General features: G+C 62.0%; 19 protein-coding genes. 11 read left to right on the top strand and 8 right to left on the bottom strand.

The window, feature by feature from the left end; translation table 11 throughout:
- Window positions 1-112 precede the first annotated feature (112 nt).
- Complete coding sequence (locus IPM54_15575) at window positions 113-835, top strand: hypothetical protein (protein MBK9261211.1); 723 nt, start codon at window positions 113-115, stop codon at window positions 833-835.
- Between the two features lie 28 nt (window positions 836-863).
- Window positions 864-1,367 carry a hypothetical protein gene (locus tag IPM54_15570; GenBank protein MBK9261210.1) on the top strand — a complete coding sequence of 168 codons (504 nt, stop codon included), beginning with the start codon at window positions 864-866 and terminating at the stop codon, window positions 1,365-1,367.
- A 179-nt stretch (window positions 1,368-1,546) separates the two neighbouring features.
- On the opposite strand, the gene IPM54_15565 is transcribed toward IPM54_15570, so the two are convergent.
- Entirely contained in the window at window positions 1,547-2,176 is a 630-nt protein-coding gene (locus IPM54_15565) for a hypothetical protein (protein MBK9261209.1), read from the bottom strand.
- A gap of 114 nt (window positions 2,177-2,290) precedes the next feature.
- On the opposite strand from IPM54_15565, the gene IPM54_15560 reads away from it, so the two are divergent.
- The 4 genes from IPM54_15560 to IPM54_15545 all read left to right on the top strand — a co-directional run bounded on the left by IPM54_15560 (window position 2,291) and on the right by IPM54_15545 (window position 5,640).
- The gene (locus tag IPM54_15560; GenBank protein ID MBK9261208.1) at window positions 2,291-3,139 is read left to right on the top strand and encodes a trypsin-like peptidase domain-containing protein; all 849 of its coding nucleotides are present in this window, start codon (window positions 2,291-2,293) and stop codon (window positions 3,137-3,139) included.
- A 193-nt stretch (window positions 3,140-3,332) separates the two neighbouring features.
- Window positions 3,333-3,560, top strand: a complete 228-nt coding sequence (locus tag IPM54_15555; GenBank protein MBK9261207.1) for a DUF433 domain-containing protein — start codon at window positions 3,333-3,335, stop codon at window positions 3,558-3,560.
- Complete coding sequence (locus IPM54_15550; protein MBK9261206.1) at window positions 3,557-3,931, top strand: DUF5615 family PIN-like protein; 375 nt, start codon at window positions 3,557-3,559, stop codon at window positions 3,929-3,931. The genes IPM54_15555 and IPM54_15550 overlap by 4 nt, the downstream gene beginning before the upstream one ends.
- 65 nt (window positions 3,932-3,996) lie before the next feature.
- On the top strand, window positions 3,997-5,640 hold the full coding sequence (locus IPM54_15545; GenBank protein ID MBK9261205.1) for an acyl-CoA carboxylase subunit beta: 1,644 nt from the start codon (window positions 3,997-3,999) through the stop codon (window positions 5,638-5,640).
- A 67-nt stretch (window positions 5,641-5,707) separates the two neighbouring features.
- Here IPM54_15545 and IPM54_15540 read toward each other — a convergent pair whose 3' ends face one another.
- Window positions 5,708-5,929 (bottom strand): type II toxin-antitoxin system HicA family toxin, encoded by a 222-nt coding sequence (locus tag IPM54_15540; protein MBK9261204.1) that lies wholly within the window; start codon window positions 5,927-5,929, stop codon window positions 5,708-5,710.
- Window positions 5,929-6,135, bottom strand: a complete 207-nt coding sequence (locus tag IPM54_15535) for a type II toxin-antitoxin system HicB family antitoxin (protein ID MBK9261203.1) — start codon at window positions 6,133-6,135, stop codon at window positions 5,929-5,931. Before IPM54_15535 ends, IPM54_15540 begins: the two co-directional genes overlap by 1 nt.
- A 1,038-nt stretch (window positions 6,136-7,173) precedes the next feature.
- Between IPM54_15535 and IPM54_15530 the strand changes: the two genes are divergently transcribed.
- The gene (locus IPM54_15530) at window positions 7,174-7,818 is read left to right on the top strand and encodes a hypothetical protein (GenBank protein ID MBK9261202.1); all 645 of its coding nucleotides are present in this window, start codon (window positions 7,174-7,176) and stop codon (window positions 7,816-7,818) included.
- Between the two features lie 5 nt (window positions 7,819-7,823).
- Here the strand turns inward: IPM54_15530 and IPM54_15525 are convergent, their stop codons facing one another.
- A complete protein-coding gene (locus tag IPM54_15525; protein MBK9261201.1) occupies window positions 7,824-8,825 on the bottom strand; it encodes an aromatic ring-hydroxylating dioxygenase subunit alpha in 1,002 nt (333 codons plus the stop codon).
- A 168-nt stretch (window positions 8,826-8,993) separates the two neighbouring features.
- On the opposite strand from IPM54_15525, the gene IPM54_15520 reads away from it, so the two are divergent.
- Both IPM54_15520 and IPM54_15515 read left to right on the top strand, forming a co-directional pair.
- Window positions 8,994-9,593 (top strand): Uma2 family endonuclease, encoded by a 600-nt coding sequence (locus IPM54_15520; protein ID MBK9261200.1) that lies wholly within the window; start codon window positions 8,994-8,996, stop codon window positions 9,591-9,593.
- A gap of 69 nt (window positions 9,594-9,662) precedes the next feature.
- Window positions 9,663-10,343 carry a hypothetical protein gene (locus IPM54_15515; protein ID MBK9261199.1) on the top strand — a complete coding sequence of 227 codons (681 nt, stop codon included), beginning with the start codon at window positions 9,663-9,665 and terminating at the stop codon, window positions 10,341-10,343.
- On the opposite strand, the gene IPM54_15510 is transcribed toward IPM54_15515, so the two are convergent.
- Complete coding sequence (locus tag IPM54_15510; GenBank protein MBK9261198.1) at window positions 10,340-10,633, bottom strand: hypothetical protein; 294 nt, start codon at window positions 10,631-10,633, stop codon at window positions 10,340-10,342. The genes IPM54_15515 and IPM54_15510 overlap by 4 nt on opposite strands.
- 535 nt (window positions 10,634-11,168) lie before the next feature.
- Here IPM54_15510 and IPM54_15505 point away from each other — a divergent pair.
- The gene (locus tag IPM54_15505) at window positions 11,169-11,408 is read left to right on the top strand and encodes a type II toxin-antitoxin system HicB family antitoxin (protein MBK9261197.1); all 240 of its coding nucleotides are present in this window, start codon (window positions 11,169-11,171) and stop codon (window positions 11,406-11,408) included.
- Window positions 11,396-11,638, top strand: coding sequence for a type II toxin-antitoxin system HicA family toxin (locus IPM54_15500; protein MBK9261196.1), 243 nt, complete (start codon window positions 11,396-11,398; stop codon window positions 11,636-11,638). The genes IPM54_15505 and IPM54_15500 overlap by 13 nt, the downstream gene beginning before the upstream one ends.
- Before the next feature lie 2 nt (window positions 11,639-11,640).
- On the opposite strand, the gene IPM54_15495 is transcribed toward IPM54_15500, so the two are convergent.
- The 3 genes from IPM54_15495 to IPM54_15485 all read right to left on the bottom strand — a co-directional run bounded on the left by IPM54_15495 (window position 11,641) and on the right by IPM54_15485 (window position 15,430).
- Window positions 11,641-12,723 (bottom strand): isocitrate/isopropylmalate dehydrogenase family protein, encoded by a 1,083-nt coding sequence (locus IPM54_15495; protein ID MBK9261195.1) that lies wholly within the window; start codon window positions 12,721-12,723, stop codon window positions 11,641-11,643.
- 12 nt (window positions 12,724-12,735) lie between these two features.
- Window positions 12,736-13,848, bottom strand: coding sequence for an alanine dehydrogenase (gene ald, locus IPM54_15490; protein ID MBK9261194.1), 1,113 nt, complete (start codon window positions 13,846-13,848; stop codon window positions 12,736-12,738).
- 166 nt (window positions 13,849-14,014) lie between these two features.
- The gene (locus IPM54_15485; GenBank protein MBK9261193.1) at window positions 14,015-15,430 is read right to left on the bottom strand and encodes a DUF4388 domain-containing protein; all 1,416 of its coding nucleotides are present in this window, start codon (window positions 15,428-15,430) and stop codon (window positions 14,015-14,017) included.
- Window positions 15,431-15,551: the final 121 nt, after the last annotated feature.

Here is a 15,551-nt window from a genome sequence, read left to right as displayed (position 1 = left end):
GGGTCCGAAATTGCCCGAAAACTTGACTTGACTAGGCCCTAACGCGATGACGATCAAACGATGAAAGATTGGGGCAATGACGATGAAAAAACATAGACGTACGATGGTAGCGATGGGTCTCCTGGGGGCTACCACGATTGGGCTTACGCAACTTGGTTGCACGAGTCGTCTTGGACCGGTACACGCCAAGCAGGCGACACCATGGTTCGGCCGCCCTGAGCTTCCAGATGTCACGGTCGCACGAGCCGCCGATTGCGTAGCCGAATATGGAACTCAATTGGAGCCCGGATATCATAAATTCGATTCGAAGGTGCTGGTGGATGAGGACGGCGACAAGGAGGACGTGACGATTGACGATATCCCCAACACGGCCTACGACCTTGGCGCGTGTATGCGGAATGCTCTGCGCGCCATGCCCATTGCCGAGCAGCCCCTGCGCGAGGGCGTGCACATACTGAAAAACAGACGCGAGCAGGCAAGCGCAGCAGAGCGGTCGCTCATGGGTTCACCCGCGGTAGTCGTTGCGGGCGTGACGATCGTCGTCAGCGAATTGATGCTCGAAGCGGGCGCCTACACGTTTCTATTTGCGGTAACGGTCGAAGTGGTGGATAGGGCTGCGAAGGATGCAATGGAGGCGTTGCGGCGGCGCCGGAAATGGGAACGGGAATGTGACGACCATGTCACCGCATGCCTGGCGAGCGACCTCGCGGATAGGGAGGGGAGCGTGTATGGTTCGAGTCGATGCCTCATGTGTGGCGAATATTGTAAAAAGAACAGGGGAGCGTGGCCGACGACGGTAGAGATCCGTGGTGTCGACGTCTCGTGTCGATACTAATTGACCGCGATGACATGACGAGGAAACCGTGGACAACAGGGAATCCAAAATAGAGGATATCGGGCGTGCCCTTGCCAAAGCGATCGATCAGGCGTGGCTCGAGACGCGAGAGAGCACCTTTCCTGAAATGGTAAACGCATATCGTCAAATCGAAGTGGAATACGTTCGCCACGCGGGTAATCACGAGTTTTTCGTGCTCGAAACGAGACGACGAATTACAGAAGCAATTCTCCGACAGGCCCATTCGACCGAGCAATCCTTCCGGGCTTGCCAGGACGTTTGGAACGAATTGGTGGGTCTTGGCTTTACGAACCTGGAACGTCAGTGCACAATGACTTGGTTTTACGCGGATTGCTGCTTGCTCAACGAGGAACCAGCCGCAGGCCTCGCAGTCTTGGAACCGCTCATTGTGGACATCGAACGGCAGCTCGAGGGAATGACGCACGCCGATACGGGATGGCAGCAACTCCACGATGAACTTGCGCGCCTGAAACAGCTCAACGACGAAATCAGAGCTTCCATCCGAGACTGAACTGCGCCTGCACGAACCCACACGGAGCAGGATCGTTCATAGGCCTTGTCGTGGAGGGGGAGGGACACGGATTGGGCGGGCGTGTCGTCTCGCGTCGAGCAGGAAAAAAACCTGCCGAAGGGGTATCGGTTGGGGATTTGGAGGCGCCCGAGGCACCTTTCCCAGGTGATCGCGCGGCTTCAGGCTTTTGCGTGACGATGCTCGATTCCGACACGTTCGGCGCACGATGCCGAGCCCAACCAGGTGTGCGGATTGCCGGCCCAGCACCAACCAAGCTTGGGATGGCCGTCGCTCAACCACAAGGCGGGCACACGCTTGTCACCGCAACGAGACGCGAGCAGCGAAAAGCAATGATTGGATTGGAGAAACTCGGGGAACTGCGTGACCAATGCGATTCCCTCCTCGATGGTGAGCGGCGAGCGATGTTGCGCGACGATCGATACGTATGCGTCGTCGGGCGTGACGTTGCGGGTCTCGGCGCCGCGATCGACGTCCCGAAGCAAGTATGCGTGGCCCTCGGGCAGGGAGATCGATTCAATCGGGATGAAGTCGGCGGGCTTTTTGGGATGCAAACGATCAATGGCGGGTTTGCCTCGACGGTTGACGAAGGGCAGGGTGGATGCGACGGGCGCGCGAATCACCAGAACGAACGGGACGCTGCCGCTGCTCGGATCGAATGGAGCGCAGTCCGGGGCGTACGGTTCGAGGGGGCGGAGGGATTCTCGAAACGCGCTTGGCGTCAGGTCGAGGAGGTTGGGATAACCAAGCCGTACCAAGGTATCAACCTGCGATTGGAGCTGCGTGGACATGGGGAGCGTTACTGCGGATCGAGGCTCGGGATGTCAAGGGCGCGCTGCTGCCCAAAAGGGGTTGGCACCTTCGCGCTCTTGACAACCCGTCGTTTTTCCGGCCCTATCGCCGTCATGGGCCACGCCACCAATGCCTCCATCGGTCTCTGCCTCGCGCTGCTCGTCGCCACGCCTTTCCCCGCGCGCGCCGAAGGTGAGCTCAGCGCGCTCGCCGAACGCACGAGTCCCGCCGTCGTGCTACTCACCGCCGAAGACGCAGCCGGAAACAAGATTGGCACGGGCACGGGCTTTTTCGTTTCGCACGACGGACGGCTCGTGACGAACCATCACGTCATCGAAGGCGCCGCGGGCATCACCGCAACGCTGTCGGATGGAACGAAGCGCAGAGTCCAAGGGACGCTGGCCGACGACAAAGAAAACGACATTGCCATTCTGAAGGTGGAAGTCGAAAAGGTGCCCGCATTGACGCTCGGGGATTCGAGCAAATTGAAGCCGGGTGACGAAGTGGTGGTCATCGGCAGTCCGTTGGGCCTTTCGAGCACGCTGACCGTTGGAATCGTGTCGGCCATCCGCACGCAAGGGGTGCCCGCGCCCGGGGACGACAAACCGAACGAGAAAGCGCGGTCCTGGGGCATTCAGATTTCGGCTGCGATATCGCCGGGGTCGAGCGGCTCGCCGATCATGAAACGAGATGGCGAAGTGGTGGCGGTCGCCGTCGGGGCGCTCGTGGGAGGGCAAGCGCAGAGCTTGAATTTCGGGGTGCCCATCGAAGTGACGAAGGGCATGCTGGAGAAGCTCGGGCCGAATGCAGCGGTGCAATCGTTCGAGGTGGCGGCGAAGAGCGAGCTGTGGAAGAATTTGTTGATTTCGGGCGGCGTGATTGGAGCCTTGGCGATCGCGTTTTTGTTATGGGGGCGGCTCGAGGCACGGCAGGAAATGCGGAGGAAGCCGCGCAGGCGTTGAAGTGGGCATAGGCGCTAGGGCTTTCGGGCGACGATAACACCTCGGCGTGGACAGCGCTGCAAGGTCGAGCTTTATCAAAAGAAGTTGGCGGCTCCGCCGGGTCGAGGTTTTCTGGCCGGGACCGATCGCTGAGACGAGCATCAGAGGCGCGCGCTCTTTGCAAGTCGGCGAGTACCTGGTACAGAGTACGACGATGGACTTGAAACGCATCACCGTCGATCCAGCCGTCATGTCTGGCAAGCCCTGCATTCGTGGCCTTCGCGTCACCGTGGCCAACGTCCTGCGACAGCTCGCCAATCATCGAACGCCTGCCGAAATCTTGGAAGCCTATCCCTATCTCGAAGCAGCGGATATCGATGCGTGCTTGGCCTACGCCGCCATGCGTGTCGATGACGAGGAATTGGGACTGTCCGCCGCATGAAAGTGGTCATTGATATGAACCTCAGTCCAGGATGGGTGCCGTTGCTTCAAGCCCATGGGTGGGAGGTTCGGCATTGGAGCACCGTTGGACCTGGCAACGCACCGGATACCGAATTCATGCGTTGGGCGCGAGAACATGGCTATGTGGTTTTAACGCAGGATCTCGACTTTGCGCAGATTCTTTATGCGAGTGGCGAGACGGGACCGAGCGTCGTGCTCTTGCGCATGGACAACGAATTCGATTCTGCGACGCGCGACCGGGTGTGCGCCGCGCTAGCTCAGGCAGAGTCTGCTCTCATCCAAGGAGCATTGCTTACCGTGTCGAGCACCCGCGCACGGCTTCGGCACCTGCCGATCACGCGTAATTCCTAGCGTGCGCCCACCTTCGACAACCGTTTCCCAACACGCTCGCTCCGTAGTAAAAGGCGACGCAAACCATGAGCGAAAGCCCCTCCGGAAAGTTCGATCCGTCGATGCCCGCACGCCCCGGTATCGCGTCCTCCGAGCCGCCGCTGCGCAGCGTCGAGGACGCATCGGACAAGGCGAGCCGCATACGCGAATTGGAAGCGCGCATCGAAGCGGGAGGCGGACCCGCAGCCGTCGCCAAGCTGCACGCGCGGGGCAAACTCACGGGCTGGGAACGCATCGAATTGCTCGTCGACCCAGGGTCGTTCAGCGAGCTCGACAAATTCATCGGCTCGCACCGCGGCGTTTACCGAGGGAACACGATTACGGGGCACGGGCTCATCGACGGGCGGCCCGTGGTGGTCGTGTCGAACATGAGCGAATCGAAAGCGGGCGCTTGGTACGGCGAAAGCGTGTTCAAGACGCTACGCGCGCAAGAGTTTTCGTTTCGGCATCGGATTCCCATCGTCTTTTTGGTGGACTCGGCGAGCGCCTACCTGCCCGAACAAGAAGACGTGCATTCGGGATCGCGCCACGGGGGGCTCGTTTTCCATTACGTCGCAAACCATTCGGGGCTGTTCCCGCAAGTGGCAGGGGTCTTCGGCGCGAGCGTCGCGGGCGGGGCGTATTTGCCGGGGTTGTCGGACTTCGTGCCAATGGTCGCAGGGCAGAGCGCGATGTTCCTCGCGGGCCCGAAGCTCGTGCAAGCCGCCATTGGCGAAGAGGTGAGCGTCGAAGAGCTTGGAGGCGCCAAGCTGCATTGCAGGCAATCGGGCGTCGGGGACCTCGAATGCCAAGACGAAGCGTCGGCGCTGCGGGAGATACGGCGCTTTCTGTCGTATTTGCCGTCGAATCACACGCAAAAGCCGCCGCGCGCCGCGCAGTCGGACGATCCGCGACGTGAAACGCCGCTCCTCGAAACGCTGATCCCGAGCGAAAGCCGCAAAGGCTACGACATGCGGGCGCTCGTCGCGGAAGTCGTCGACCGCGAGAGCTTTTTCGAGCTGCGTCCGGGCTACGGGCAGGCGATCGTCGTGGGCTTGTGCCGCATGGATGGCCGGCCGGTGGGCGTGGTCGCGAGCCAGCCCAAACACCTTGGAGCCGTCATCGATGCGCCCGCGGCCGACAAAGCGGCGTGGTTCATTTCGCTTTGCGATGCGTTCAACGTGCCGCTGTTGTTCCTGCAGGACGTTCCGGGCTTCATGGTGGGCTCGAAGGCCGAGCGAGGCGGGATCATCCACGCGGGGTCGCGCATGATCCAGGCGATGGCACGCGCGCGCGTCCCTCGGATCACGGTGATTCTTCGGAAAGCCTACGGCGCCGGTCAATATGCGATGTGCGGGCCGGGGTTTGCGCCGACGCGGGTGCTTGCGCTGCCGACGGCGGAAACCGGGACGATGGCGCCCGAGCAATTGAGCGAAGTGGTGTATGGGGAAGCGCTGGCCATGGCGGGGGACAACGCGGCGAAACGAGCTGCCATCGAGGCGGAGCGGGACGCGGTGGTGAGCCACCACAACGGGACACTCGGCGCAGATTACGCGGCGTCGAAGGGCTGGTACGATGCAATCGTGTACCCGAGGGAGCTGCGGGCGGTGCTGGTCCGCGAGGTCGCGCTGGCAGCGGAGCATTACGAGGCTGCTGCGGTGGAGGGGCGGCGGAGCATTTGCCTGACGTGATGGATATTGGTAGGGGATGGCCGGCCGACGCTGGCATCGAATGACGCTCGAGCACGCGAATGAGCTGCTAAATGGCCGCGACGAATTCGTCGATCGTCAGGTTCGCTGCGCGGATCAAGCTTCGGAGTGTTCCGCGCGCAACCTCCTTGTGATCGGGAATCGACAAAGTGGCCATCGCGCCCTCCTTGATCATGACGATGTGGCTACCTCTTTGGCGCGCAACGCTCCAACCAAAGGTTCCAAAGACACGCACGACCTCCTGGCCGCTCAGAACGGGAAGCGTGGGCATTACGCCGCTACTTCGACCTGCCGCGTTTCGATCGTCAGCGGTAGACCTTGCTCGGAGCGAACATCGAGGCACACGCGGATCGCTTCCTTGATGTTTTCCAATGCCTCGTCTTTCGTCTTGCCTTGGCTTACGCAGCCCGGAATCGCGGGGCATTCGACGACCCACATCCCGTCCTCGTCGCGATCGAGCGTCACGTTGAACTTCATGTCTTGCCTCCGACGGCCACCTTATCACTTCCGGGTCGTCCACTCCAGGGGCCACGACTGAACAGAGCCGTTGGACGCAGCGCAGAGAAGAATACTGCGGTATTTCCGGTCGCATACCCCCGACTTTGGCGCGACCACCGCTCGATGCTCGTGCACATGCGTCAATGGCCATGCATTGCGTTATCGTTGCGCTCGTCGCAAAAACCTGCCACACGTAGCACTTTTGCGACCCAGCGCGCCCCATTTTCTGCTCGCATCACGATTGTCGACCGTGATAGCCGTAAAGAATGCGGCAAACCTCTCGATACGTAACATCCTGTGTTTTCACGCTCGGCCTTGCAGTTGGAGCGTTCGGCTGCGGTGGGTCGGCGCAGTCGAAGTGCGTGCCGGCCGTTTCCGCCGATGTAGCGGCAGGCGCGCATGCAGCCGCGAACGCAACGGCGCAAGCAGGTGCGACGGCGGACGCCGTGGCCAATGCGAGCGCGGATGCCGCATTGAAAGAGGCTGCCGAGCTGCGTGCACGCGCAGAGGCGCACCTGGACGCGGGCCGCTTTCGCGAAGCGCTCCCGGACCTCGAGCGCGCCTTTGCGCTTTCGGGCGACGTCACGATGCTCGGTGACCTGGGTCTTGCGCTTCAAGCTGCCGGGCGCCTCGATGAAGCTTGGGTCGCGCTGGTTCGGTTCCGTGCCGAAGCGCGAGCCGCCTACGAGCCTGTGCGGGCAAACATCGACGCCAAGCTCGGCGAGCTCGAAAAGCAGCTCGGGGGCCTCGTGATCGACACCGACACGCCGGGCGCCGAGGTCATCGTGCGCGGGCAGGTCGTGGCGAGGTTGCCCATGGCGACGCCTATCTACCTTGCGCCGGGGGATGCAACGGTGATCGTGCGAGCGCCCGGGAAGCCCGACTTTGCGGTGCGCGCCAAGGTTGCAACGGGGGCGATTGCGCGTGCGAGCGCAAACCTCGCGGGACCCGCTGTCGGAGCGGTCGGCGCTGTGGGCGGTACCGTCGGGGGAGCCGTGGGCGGCCTGGGAGGCGCGCTTGGGCGGCCGACTGGCGCGGTCGGGGGCGCCGGTGGGGGGACTTGCGGGCGGACTGGGACGACCTACCGGCGCGGTCGGGGGCGCCGTGGGGGGACTTGCGGGCGGATTGGGACGACCTACCGGCCGCGTCGATGCGCCTTCCGTGGGCGGCGTGGATGCTCCTGCGGTTGGTGCGGTTGGCGCCGTGGGGGCTCCTGCCGTGGGAGCGGTCGGCGCTGTCGGCGCACCTGCCATTGGAGCGGTTGGCGGCATTGCGGGTGCTGTGACGCCGCCTGCACCGCCGGTATGGCCGATCGTGGTGGGCGTTGGAGGTGTCGTCGTCGTAGGTGGCGCCATCGCGGCGTCGGTCGTGCATTCGGGAAGGCTCGACACATTCGATGCGAACCTATGCGGCAAGTCTGGCGCAACCCCGGAATGTCCGGCGATCGAATCCGGCTTGAAGGTGACGACGGGGCTTCAGGTTGCGGGGTATTTGGTGGGTGGTATTGCGCTCACGGCGGGTGTGGTGGCATTCGCGGTCACTCGGTCCGCGACGGCCGCTGTGGATTGCCCGAACGAGGGAAAGGCTGCGCCGCTCATGGTTCGATGTGGCGTCAGCGCGGGCGGTCAAGGAGCAGGCGTCGGCTGTTTTGGCGCATTCTAGAATGCTCATTCCGCTGCAATGGGGCGAAGAACCGGCAAAGCGCCTCGACGCGGGGCAGGGGTCACCGCAGAATCTCGCAATTCATTGAAGTAGCGTTTGCGGAATGCGAGCGTCAGGGCATCCGTGCGCACGGATTGTTCATCGCGCGCCGGCGGAATTTCCGGCGGGTTCGACGATTCCACGATGGCCTGATCTTCGGTCGCGATGCGTTTGTTCATGATATCGAAAAACGGATCGAACAGGGGACTCAGCATGAAGCGTCGATAATTGACGAGCACCATGCGCGTCGTGGTTTTGTTGACGGGCACGCACGCGGCTGCCAGGACGAGTTTGTTTTCGGGGATGGGAATGAAGAGGTTCATCATGTTGGGCCAGCGAAAGTCGAGCGACCCTGCATGAGGTTTCCCATCGATTGAAATGGACGAATGCGCTCCCCACGGTCGTTCTTCCCAATGCACGTCCATTCGAGCGTTCGATGAAGCGAGCATACCTTTGCCGATGGTTTTGGCATGAACGAACGGCAGGTGCGGCCAATCGAGCATGTTTTCCATGGCTCGTGTCCAATGCGTTTTCCAATCGATTTCCACGGTCGTGACGCGCGTGTTTTCGCGCAGGAGCATGTCTGATATTTCGGGTTCGTGCGATGCTGAAACGCCGACGTCGGTGTAGACCCAGACGAGTCCCGCACGTTCCAGCGCCGGTACGGGCTGAGCGTGCAATTTGTCGAGTTTCGCTTCGGGATTCCAGGGAACGGCGCACGTATTGCCTTTGCCGTCGAAGCGCCAGCCGTGGAAGGGGCATTCGATGCAGCCATCGGACGCGATTTTCCCAAGGGACAATGCTACGCCGCGATGTGGGCATTGATCGACGAGGGCTTTGGGGGATCCGTCCGGGTCGCGGAAGAGGACGATTTTGGTGCCGGCGATCTCGAATGGCAAGAGCTTGCCTTTGCGCAAGCGCGCGCCGAGCGTGACGGGCGTCCAGACGTTGGCGAACCCTTCGAACATGAAGAACCTCCGCGCATCGGCGCCAGGTGTGGTGCATTCATGTAAGAAGTTGGTCGCTGGCGTGCCAGGGGGGTTCGTCCGGGCAGCACGGGTCGAGGCGCAACATCGCGGTAAACGGGCGACTTTCTTCTGGACATGCGTGCTGGCTCGTAGGATATACTTGGCGCCATGGGAGAACCGGCACGACGCGCGAAGATGACCGAAGAGGAGTACCTCGCGTTCGAACGGGCGTCGGAAGAGCGGCACGAGTACGCCGACGGCGAGATCTTCGCGATGTCGGGGGGAACGGGTAACCACAACGCCATCACGTTGAGTGTCGGAGCCGAGTTGCGTGTGGCACTTCGTGGCCGCAACTGCCGTGCCTACTCATCCGACATGCGCGTCTACATCCCATTGACCAAGCGGTACGTTTACCCAGACGCGTCCGTCGTTTGCGGGGGCGCCGAGTACAAGGACGCGACGCACGACATCCTGCTCAATCCGCGCGTGATCATCGAAGTGTTGTCACCGGCGACCGAGGGGTACGATCGCGGCGACAAGTTTGCTCAATATCGCAGCATCCCATCGGTCATGCATTACGTATTGGCATCGCAGGACAAACCAATGCTCGAAGTATTTACGCGCCAAGACAATGGTTCGTGGAATTATCGAGCGTATGGCCCGGGAGAAAAGGCGCCGCTGTCCGCCATTGGGTGCGAGCTCGACGTGGATTCGGTGTACACGGACGTGTTCGACGCGGATTTGGCATCCACGCCTGCGGCAAGCTAGCGCCCGCAACGCGGTTCGGTGTTGCGATCCCGGTTGCAAGCGCATCGCAATATCGTCTATGCTGGCCCCATGAAACAGCTTGCGACTTGCTTGGGTGTACTCGTGACGATGTTTTGGGGCGCCGCCCTGAGCCTTGGTGGGTGCGGCGATGGTGGCGCCTGCGCGTTGCCACCGAAATGCGGCGAGCCAGCGCAAAGCAATGCTTGCGGCTGCATCGACGGACAAGAGTTCCAGCTCCCCGACGGGTTCTATACCTGCAAAGACGGTTGCCTCCTTGGAGGTGGTGGTGGTCAGGGTGGAACAGGCGGAATGGGCGGCTCGGGTGGTATGGCCGGCTCGGGAGGAACGGGCGGCTCGGGCGGCGGGAGCTGCATGAACGTCGAGGTTGGTCAGGTTTGCGTGCGCGGCGAAGTCCAAAACAATCAAGAAGTCCTTACGGCCGGCGGCGTGGTGAAGTTCCAGGTGACGCCCAAAGGTTGCTTCTCGTCGTCGTGCACGGTGGTCCACGAAGCGAGCTGCACAGTCATGCCTTCGGCCTTGGGTTTCGCACTCACGGGGACGTTTTGCCTCGGCAGCGCGGGTGGCGGGCAAGGGTGCACGCCCGACTGCAGCGGCGGCGGGTTTGCAAATTGCGAAGCGAGCGGCGTCGCAGCCGGCATGTACACGGCCAGCGTCAATGGCGTGATGGTCAGCTTCGAGGTACCGAGCTCGCTGCCGCTGGGCGGCGTGTGTGCGGGAAGTCCGTTTTAGCGAGGAACCAGCGCGGCGCTCGCGAAGGCGTGGTGCTCCTTCGGGAAGACGCTCGCGGCGGCCGAGGACCGGTTGCGCGCGGGATGAGCCGGGATGACGGCGGTCGCGGAGGCGAGGTGCAGATTGCGAGATGCGTGGAAAGCAGTCTTGGTCACGTTCCGCAGTGTGCGGAACGCGTTCGCGGGCGCCGCGCGGGCGACGATGACCGAACGAGACGACGACGCGGGCGGGGGGAAGGGGAGGTGGGGTGCTGTCAGAACAGTGAGCACCACCAGCCTGACGATGGACACGGTGCAGATGGATGTGGGGCCGCTGCTGCCTGCCTCAAGACAACATCATGATTCATCCTCTTGACATCATGATTCATCGTGTTAAGATGCCTGCGTTCGGGGGGACGCTTGGCACGGACTGGAGGATACGATGGGACCGGATTTGGTGGACCGAATTGAAGAGGTGCGTGAAAGTATTCGGCGATTCAATATGGATCTGGAGCACGAGGGCGAACTCGCCGCGCGGCTCACGATGAATCGATCGTGGTACTATGACGACGAGATCGACGCGGTCGGACCCAGTAAATTCATAGGGTACGTGGGCATGACAGCGGAGCGATACGTCCACGAGGGCGCACTGGACGGCAAGCAAACGGAGCCCCGGTTGCGGCAATGGTATCGCTTGCTGGATAATGCAAGCCCCGAAGCGGCCTTCGTACGTGCGCGCGTTGAAGCGTTATTGGCCAAGCATGGCAAATCTTTGAACCAAGTGGCCCGTTTTTCCGCGCCTCTCGGTTGGAAAGTCCCTAGCAAGGAATCGGTAATTCGTCCGGGTATTCACGCAACTCGAGGGCGACGGACCATCCATGCAACGATTACCAAGGGCGAAACGCATTATGTTGCAGAATGCGAGCAGCTCGCCGTCGTGACGCAAGGCACAACGATTGACGAAACGATTCAAAATCTCCGAGAAGCGGTCGAACTGCACTTGGAGGGCGAAGACCTCGCCGCACTCGGCCTGGCACCCGATCCGGTCATCATGGTGAGCATGGAGCTTCAACCGTGGGCGGCTTGAAGAGGCTCTCCGGTGACGAGGTCATCCGGATTTTCTTGCTTGCAGGATTCGTCGTTCACGGCCAGAAAGGCAGCCACGTCAAGCTACGACGCATTGCGGGCAGCGAGACGCAAACGCTCACCATCCCGCGACATCGTGAGCTCGATACGGGAACCCTTCGGGCCATCGTGCGACAGGCGGGGCGATTTCTACCTGATGCTTGGTTGAAAGAACATTTCTTCGACGCGTAAGCCTAAAGCTCCCTCGCCACCCGCTCGCGCACCCACGCGCTCGCCGCTTTCGTGCCGAGCTTGCCACCCACATCCACCGTGCACGCCTCTTCGTCAATGGCCTGCGAAACGATGCGCTCGATGCGCTTTTCCTCGTCCGGAAAGCCCAAATACGCAAGCAACATCCCTACCGTCAGCAATGCCGCGAATGGGTTCGCAATGTCCTTGCCCGCGAGCGGCGGAGCCGACCCGTGCACCGGCTCGAACAGCGCGACCCGCGACGGATCCGACGCGTGCACATTGGCACTCGCCGCCATGCCGAGCCCGCCTTGAAACGCCGCCCCAAGGTCCGTCACGATGTCTCCAAAAAGGTTGTTCATCACGAGCACCTCGAATTGCGACGGATCCTGAATCATCAGCAAACACAAGGCATCGACGTACAGGTGCCGCCCTTCGATACCCGTATATTCGCGCTTCACTTCGTCGAATACGCGATACCAAAGCTCGTGCGCGTGCCGCATCGCATTGGACTTATCCGCCATGCACACTTTGGTCTTCCCGTTTTTCTTGGCATACTCGAAGGCCGCACGAATGATCCGCTCGACACCCTTGCGCGTATTGAGGTCCTCGTTGATGGCCACTTCGTCGGGCGTGCCGCGCTTGAATTGCCCGCCCATACCAACATAAACGCCTTCGGTGTTTTCCCGAAAAACGACCATGTCGACATGCTTCGTCGTGCGATTCTTGAGCGGCACGAGCCTATCGGAGAGCGCCTTGACGGGGCGAATGTTTGCATAAAGGTCGAACCCGAACCTCATGCCGAACAAAATGTCCCGCGCGTGCTCGAGCCCCGGCACGCGCGGATCACCCAACGCCCCAAGCAAAACGGCTGCACATTCTTTTTGAATGGCTGCCTGAATTTCCTTCGGAAACGTCGTCCCATCCCGAAGGTATCGATCGGCACCGAGATCGAGCGGCCAAAGATCGAGCGGCAAGCCGCCTTTGTCCCGATACGTTTCGAGCAGTAAAGTGGCCTCCTGCGTCACGCTCGGGCCAATCCCATCACCGCCAATGATGGCGATCTTCTTTCGCTTCGATTCCACGATGACCGAATCTCCTCAGCCGAGCGCTCGCTCGACAGGCACGTAATCGAGGTTGTGCGCTTGCGCGACGGGACCATACGTCACCGCGCCGCCAAACGTGTTGACCCCCAAAAGTACCGCGCGATCCGCTTTCGCCGCCGCCACGACACCCTTGTCCGCAATCGCCAACCCATATTGCAACGTCGTGTTCGTCAGCGCCCACGTGCTCGTGTGACTGACCGCTCCCGGCATGTTCGCCACGCAATAATGCACGACCCCATGCACCTCGTACGTCGGGTTGTCGTGCGTCGTCGGGCGACACGTTTCAATGCACCCACCTTGATCGACCGCCACGTCCACGACCACGCTGCCCTTTTCCATCGTGGAAAGGAGCTTCTCCGTCACGAGCTTCGGAGCCTTCGCGCCCGTCACGAGCACCGCGCCAATCACCAAGTCCGCGCGCTGCACACACGCCTCGATGTTGTCCGCATTCGAATACAGCGTCTCGATCGCCCCACCAAAGACGTCCTCGAGATACTCCATCGTTTGACCTCGGACGTCGAGCACCGTGACCTGAGCGCCCATGCCGACGGCAATCGTCGCGGCGTTTTTCCCGACGACACCGCCGCCGAGGATCACCACGCGACCTCGCCGCGTGCCCGGTACGCCGCCCAGCAAAATCCCCTTGCCACCATGCTCCTTCTGCAAGCACGCGGCACCCACTTGCACCGACATGCGCCCCGCCACTTCACTCATCGGGCGAAGCAACGGCAGCGAGCCATCTTCCAGCTCGATGGTTTCATACGCCACGCCAGCAACGCCCGTTTCGGCAAGCTTACGCGTGAGCTCGGGCTCGGCGGCCAAGTGAAGATAGGTGTATACAATCAGGTTTTTTCGGAAATATTGGAACTCGGCGGCCAAGGGTTCCTTCACCTTGACGACCATCTCGGCAGCCCACGCATCGGCCGCGGTGGGCACAATCGTCGCGCCGGCGCGCACGTAGGCTTCGTCGGAGATGCCACTGCCTTCGCCGGCGGATGCTTGCACGAGTACGCGATGGCCACGAGCAACGAAGGCGCGCGCGCCTGCTGGGGTCATGCCGACGCGATATTCTCGGGTCTTGATTTCTTTCGGAACGCCAATGAGCACGGTTTTTCCTCCCGCCCAGTACCTTGGGGGCGCTAAACGAACGCGACCTTAGCAGAAGCCGCGAATTCGGAAAGATTTTGTTGAACGACGCGCCTCACCCCCTAGCCCTCTCCACAAGTGGAGAGGGGGAAAATTGCCGCAATGCGAAATTAGATTGTCGCGTCAATCAGGCGGCGCCCGCCGCTGCCTCGAGCGCCGCACGGAGCAACCCTGCCACCTCTGCCGGCACCGTCGGATCGAACGGCCCTACCAAGCGTTCGGCATCGAGCACTTGCACTTCGACCGCTTCACAATGCGCTTCGAGCGCTGCGCGCTGCACGTCGCCCACCTTGACGACCGCCGCCGAACCGGGCAGCGCGAGGGCCCACGTGGGCGCGTAGGTCTCGTCCATGGGCAACCCGATGATCGCCACGTCCACGCCTTCTCCAAGCTTCAACGTGCCAATCACGCGCGGAAGCGGCGCGCGCGCAGGTGATTCAGAAGGCGCGACGACATCCGTGATGCGACGCATCGAATACGCGAGCATCGGCAAGCGCTGGGGCGTCATGGCAATCACAATGCGCGGCGGCGGTGCAAATCCGGGACGCTCGAGACGACCGGCGAGCGATCGCAACACAGGAAGCTGCTCGGGCGGCGCAAGCGGCGTGGTGACGGTGGAAAGCGCGATCGTTTGCACGAGGCCCAGGCGGCGCAGCTCCATCAGCGCATCGAGGATCTCCAGGTCCGGGCCGTCGACCTCGTCGAGCACTTCGTCGAGGCTTCGGGGCATGTGGAGGAAATCGAGCAGGCGATTTCGAATGGACGCGGTCGTGGGCGGACGCCTCGATTCGGGCGCGTCGAACATGGCGAGCTTGGTGGCTTGTTCGGTCAAGACGAACACTTCACCATGGGGCGCAAGACGCGCGCGACGCTCGTTTTGCTCGTCGACCTGCCGCATGGCCTCCATGAGCAGCATGTTGGTCGATGCCTGAATGCGTCGAACGACGGGCGCATCTCCCTGGGCAAACGCAAAGCGACCGCGACGCGCGCTGAGGAGCCGGTACAGCGCGCGTTCGCCCACGAGCCTTCGGTAGGTCGCATCGACGACTTGGCCGTCCGCGAGGCGCACTTCACCGTGACCATCGCCGGTCGTGATGGTGAGCGTTCCGGTGCGGCGGTTCATCGCGAGGAGCTGGAGCATGTCGACGAGCGGCGCTTGTTCGAGGTCGCCGCGGATGTCTTGCTGCGGCGGGGGCAAACGGGAAAACCTGGGCGAGATGCCGGTGATGCGCGTGATGATTTGATCGGTATCCACGCGACGAACTTCGTCGGGCAAGGCGTCGTCGTCGTGAAGTTCGTCCAAAAGGTACAGCACGGGAATTTCCGCGAGTTGTCCTTTGGTGCGAAAGACGTAGCCGACGTCGCCGCCGCGGTGGATTTCGCGCCCGGCGAGCACGATGTCGGGGTGAAACTGGTAGGCCAATTCGACGGCGCTGTCGGCGTCGCTCGCAATGCTGACGACGAGCCCCACGGATCGGAGGACGGAGGCGAGGGTGCCGAGTGCATCGACGTCGGAATCCACGAGAAGCACGCGTCGGGACATGAAGGACCTCTAGAGTGTCGTTCCTTGAATGCGCGTCAAGATCTGGACGCTCGCTTCGCGCGTGTGGGACACGCGCTGCGCGAGGTTGGTCACGATGGGGGCTCGCAGGCGGCTTTTGAGT

It is taken from the genome of Polyangiaceae bacterium (genome assembly GCA_016715885.1).
Classification (GTDB): domain Bacteria; phylum Myxococcota_A; class Polyangia; order Polyangiales; family Polyangiaceae; genus Polyangium.
The sequence above is the reverse complement of the archived record's forward strand: the minus strand, read 5'-3'. Positions and strand labels throughout refer to the sequence as shown.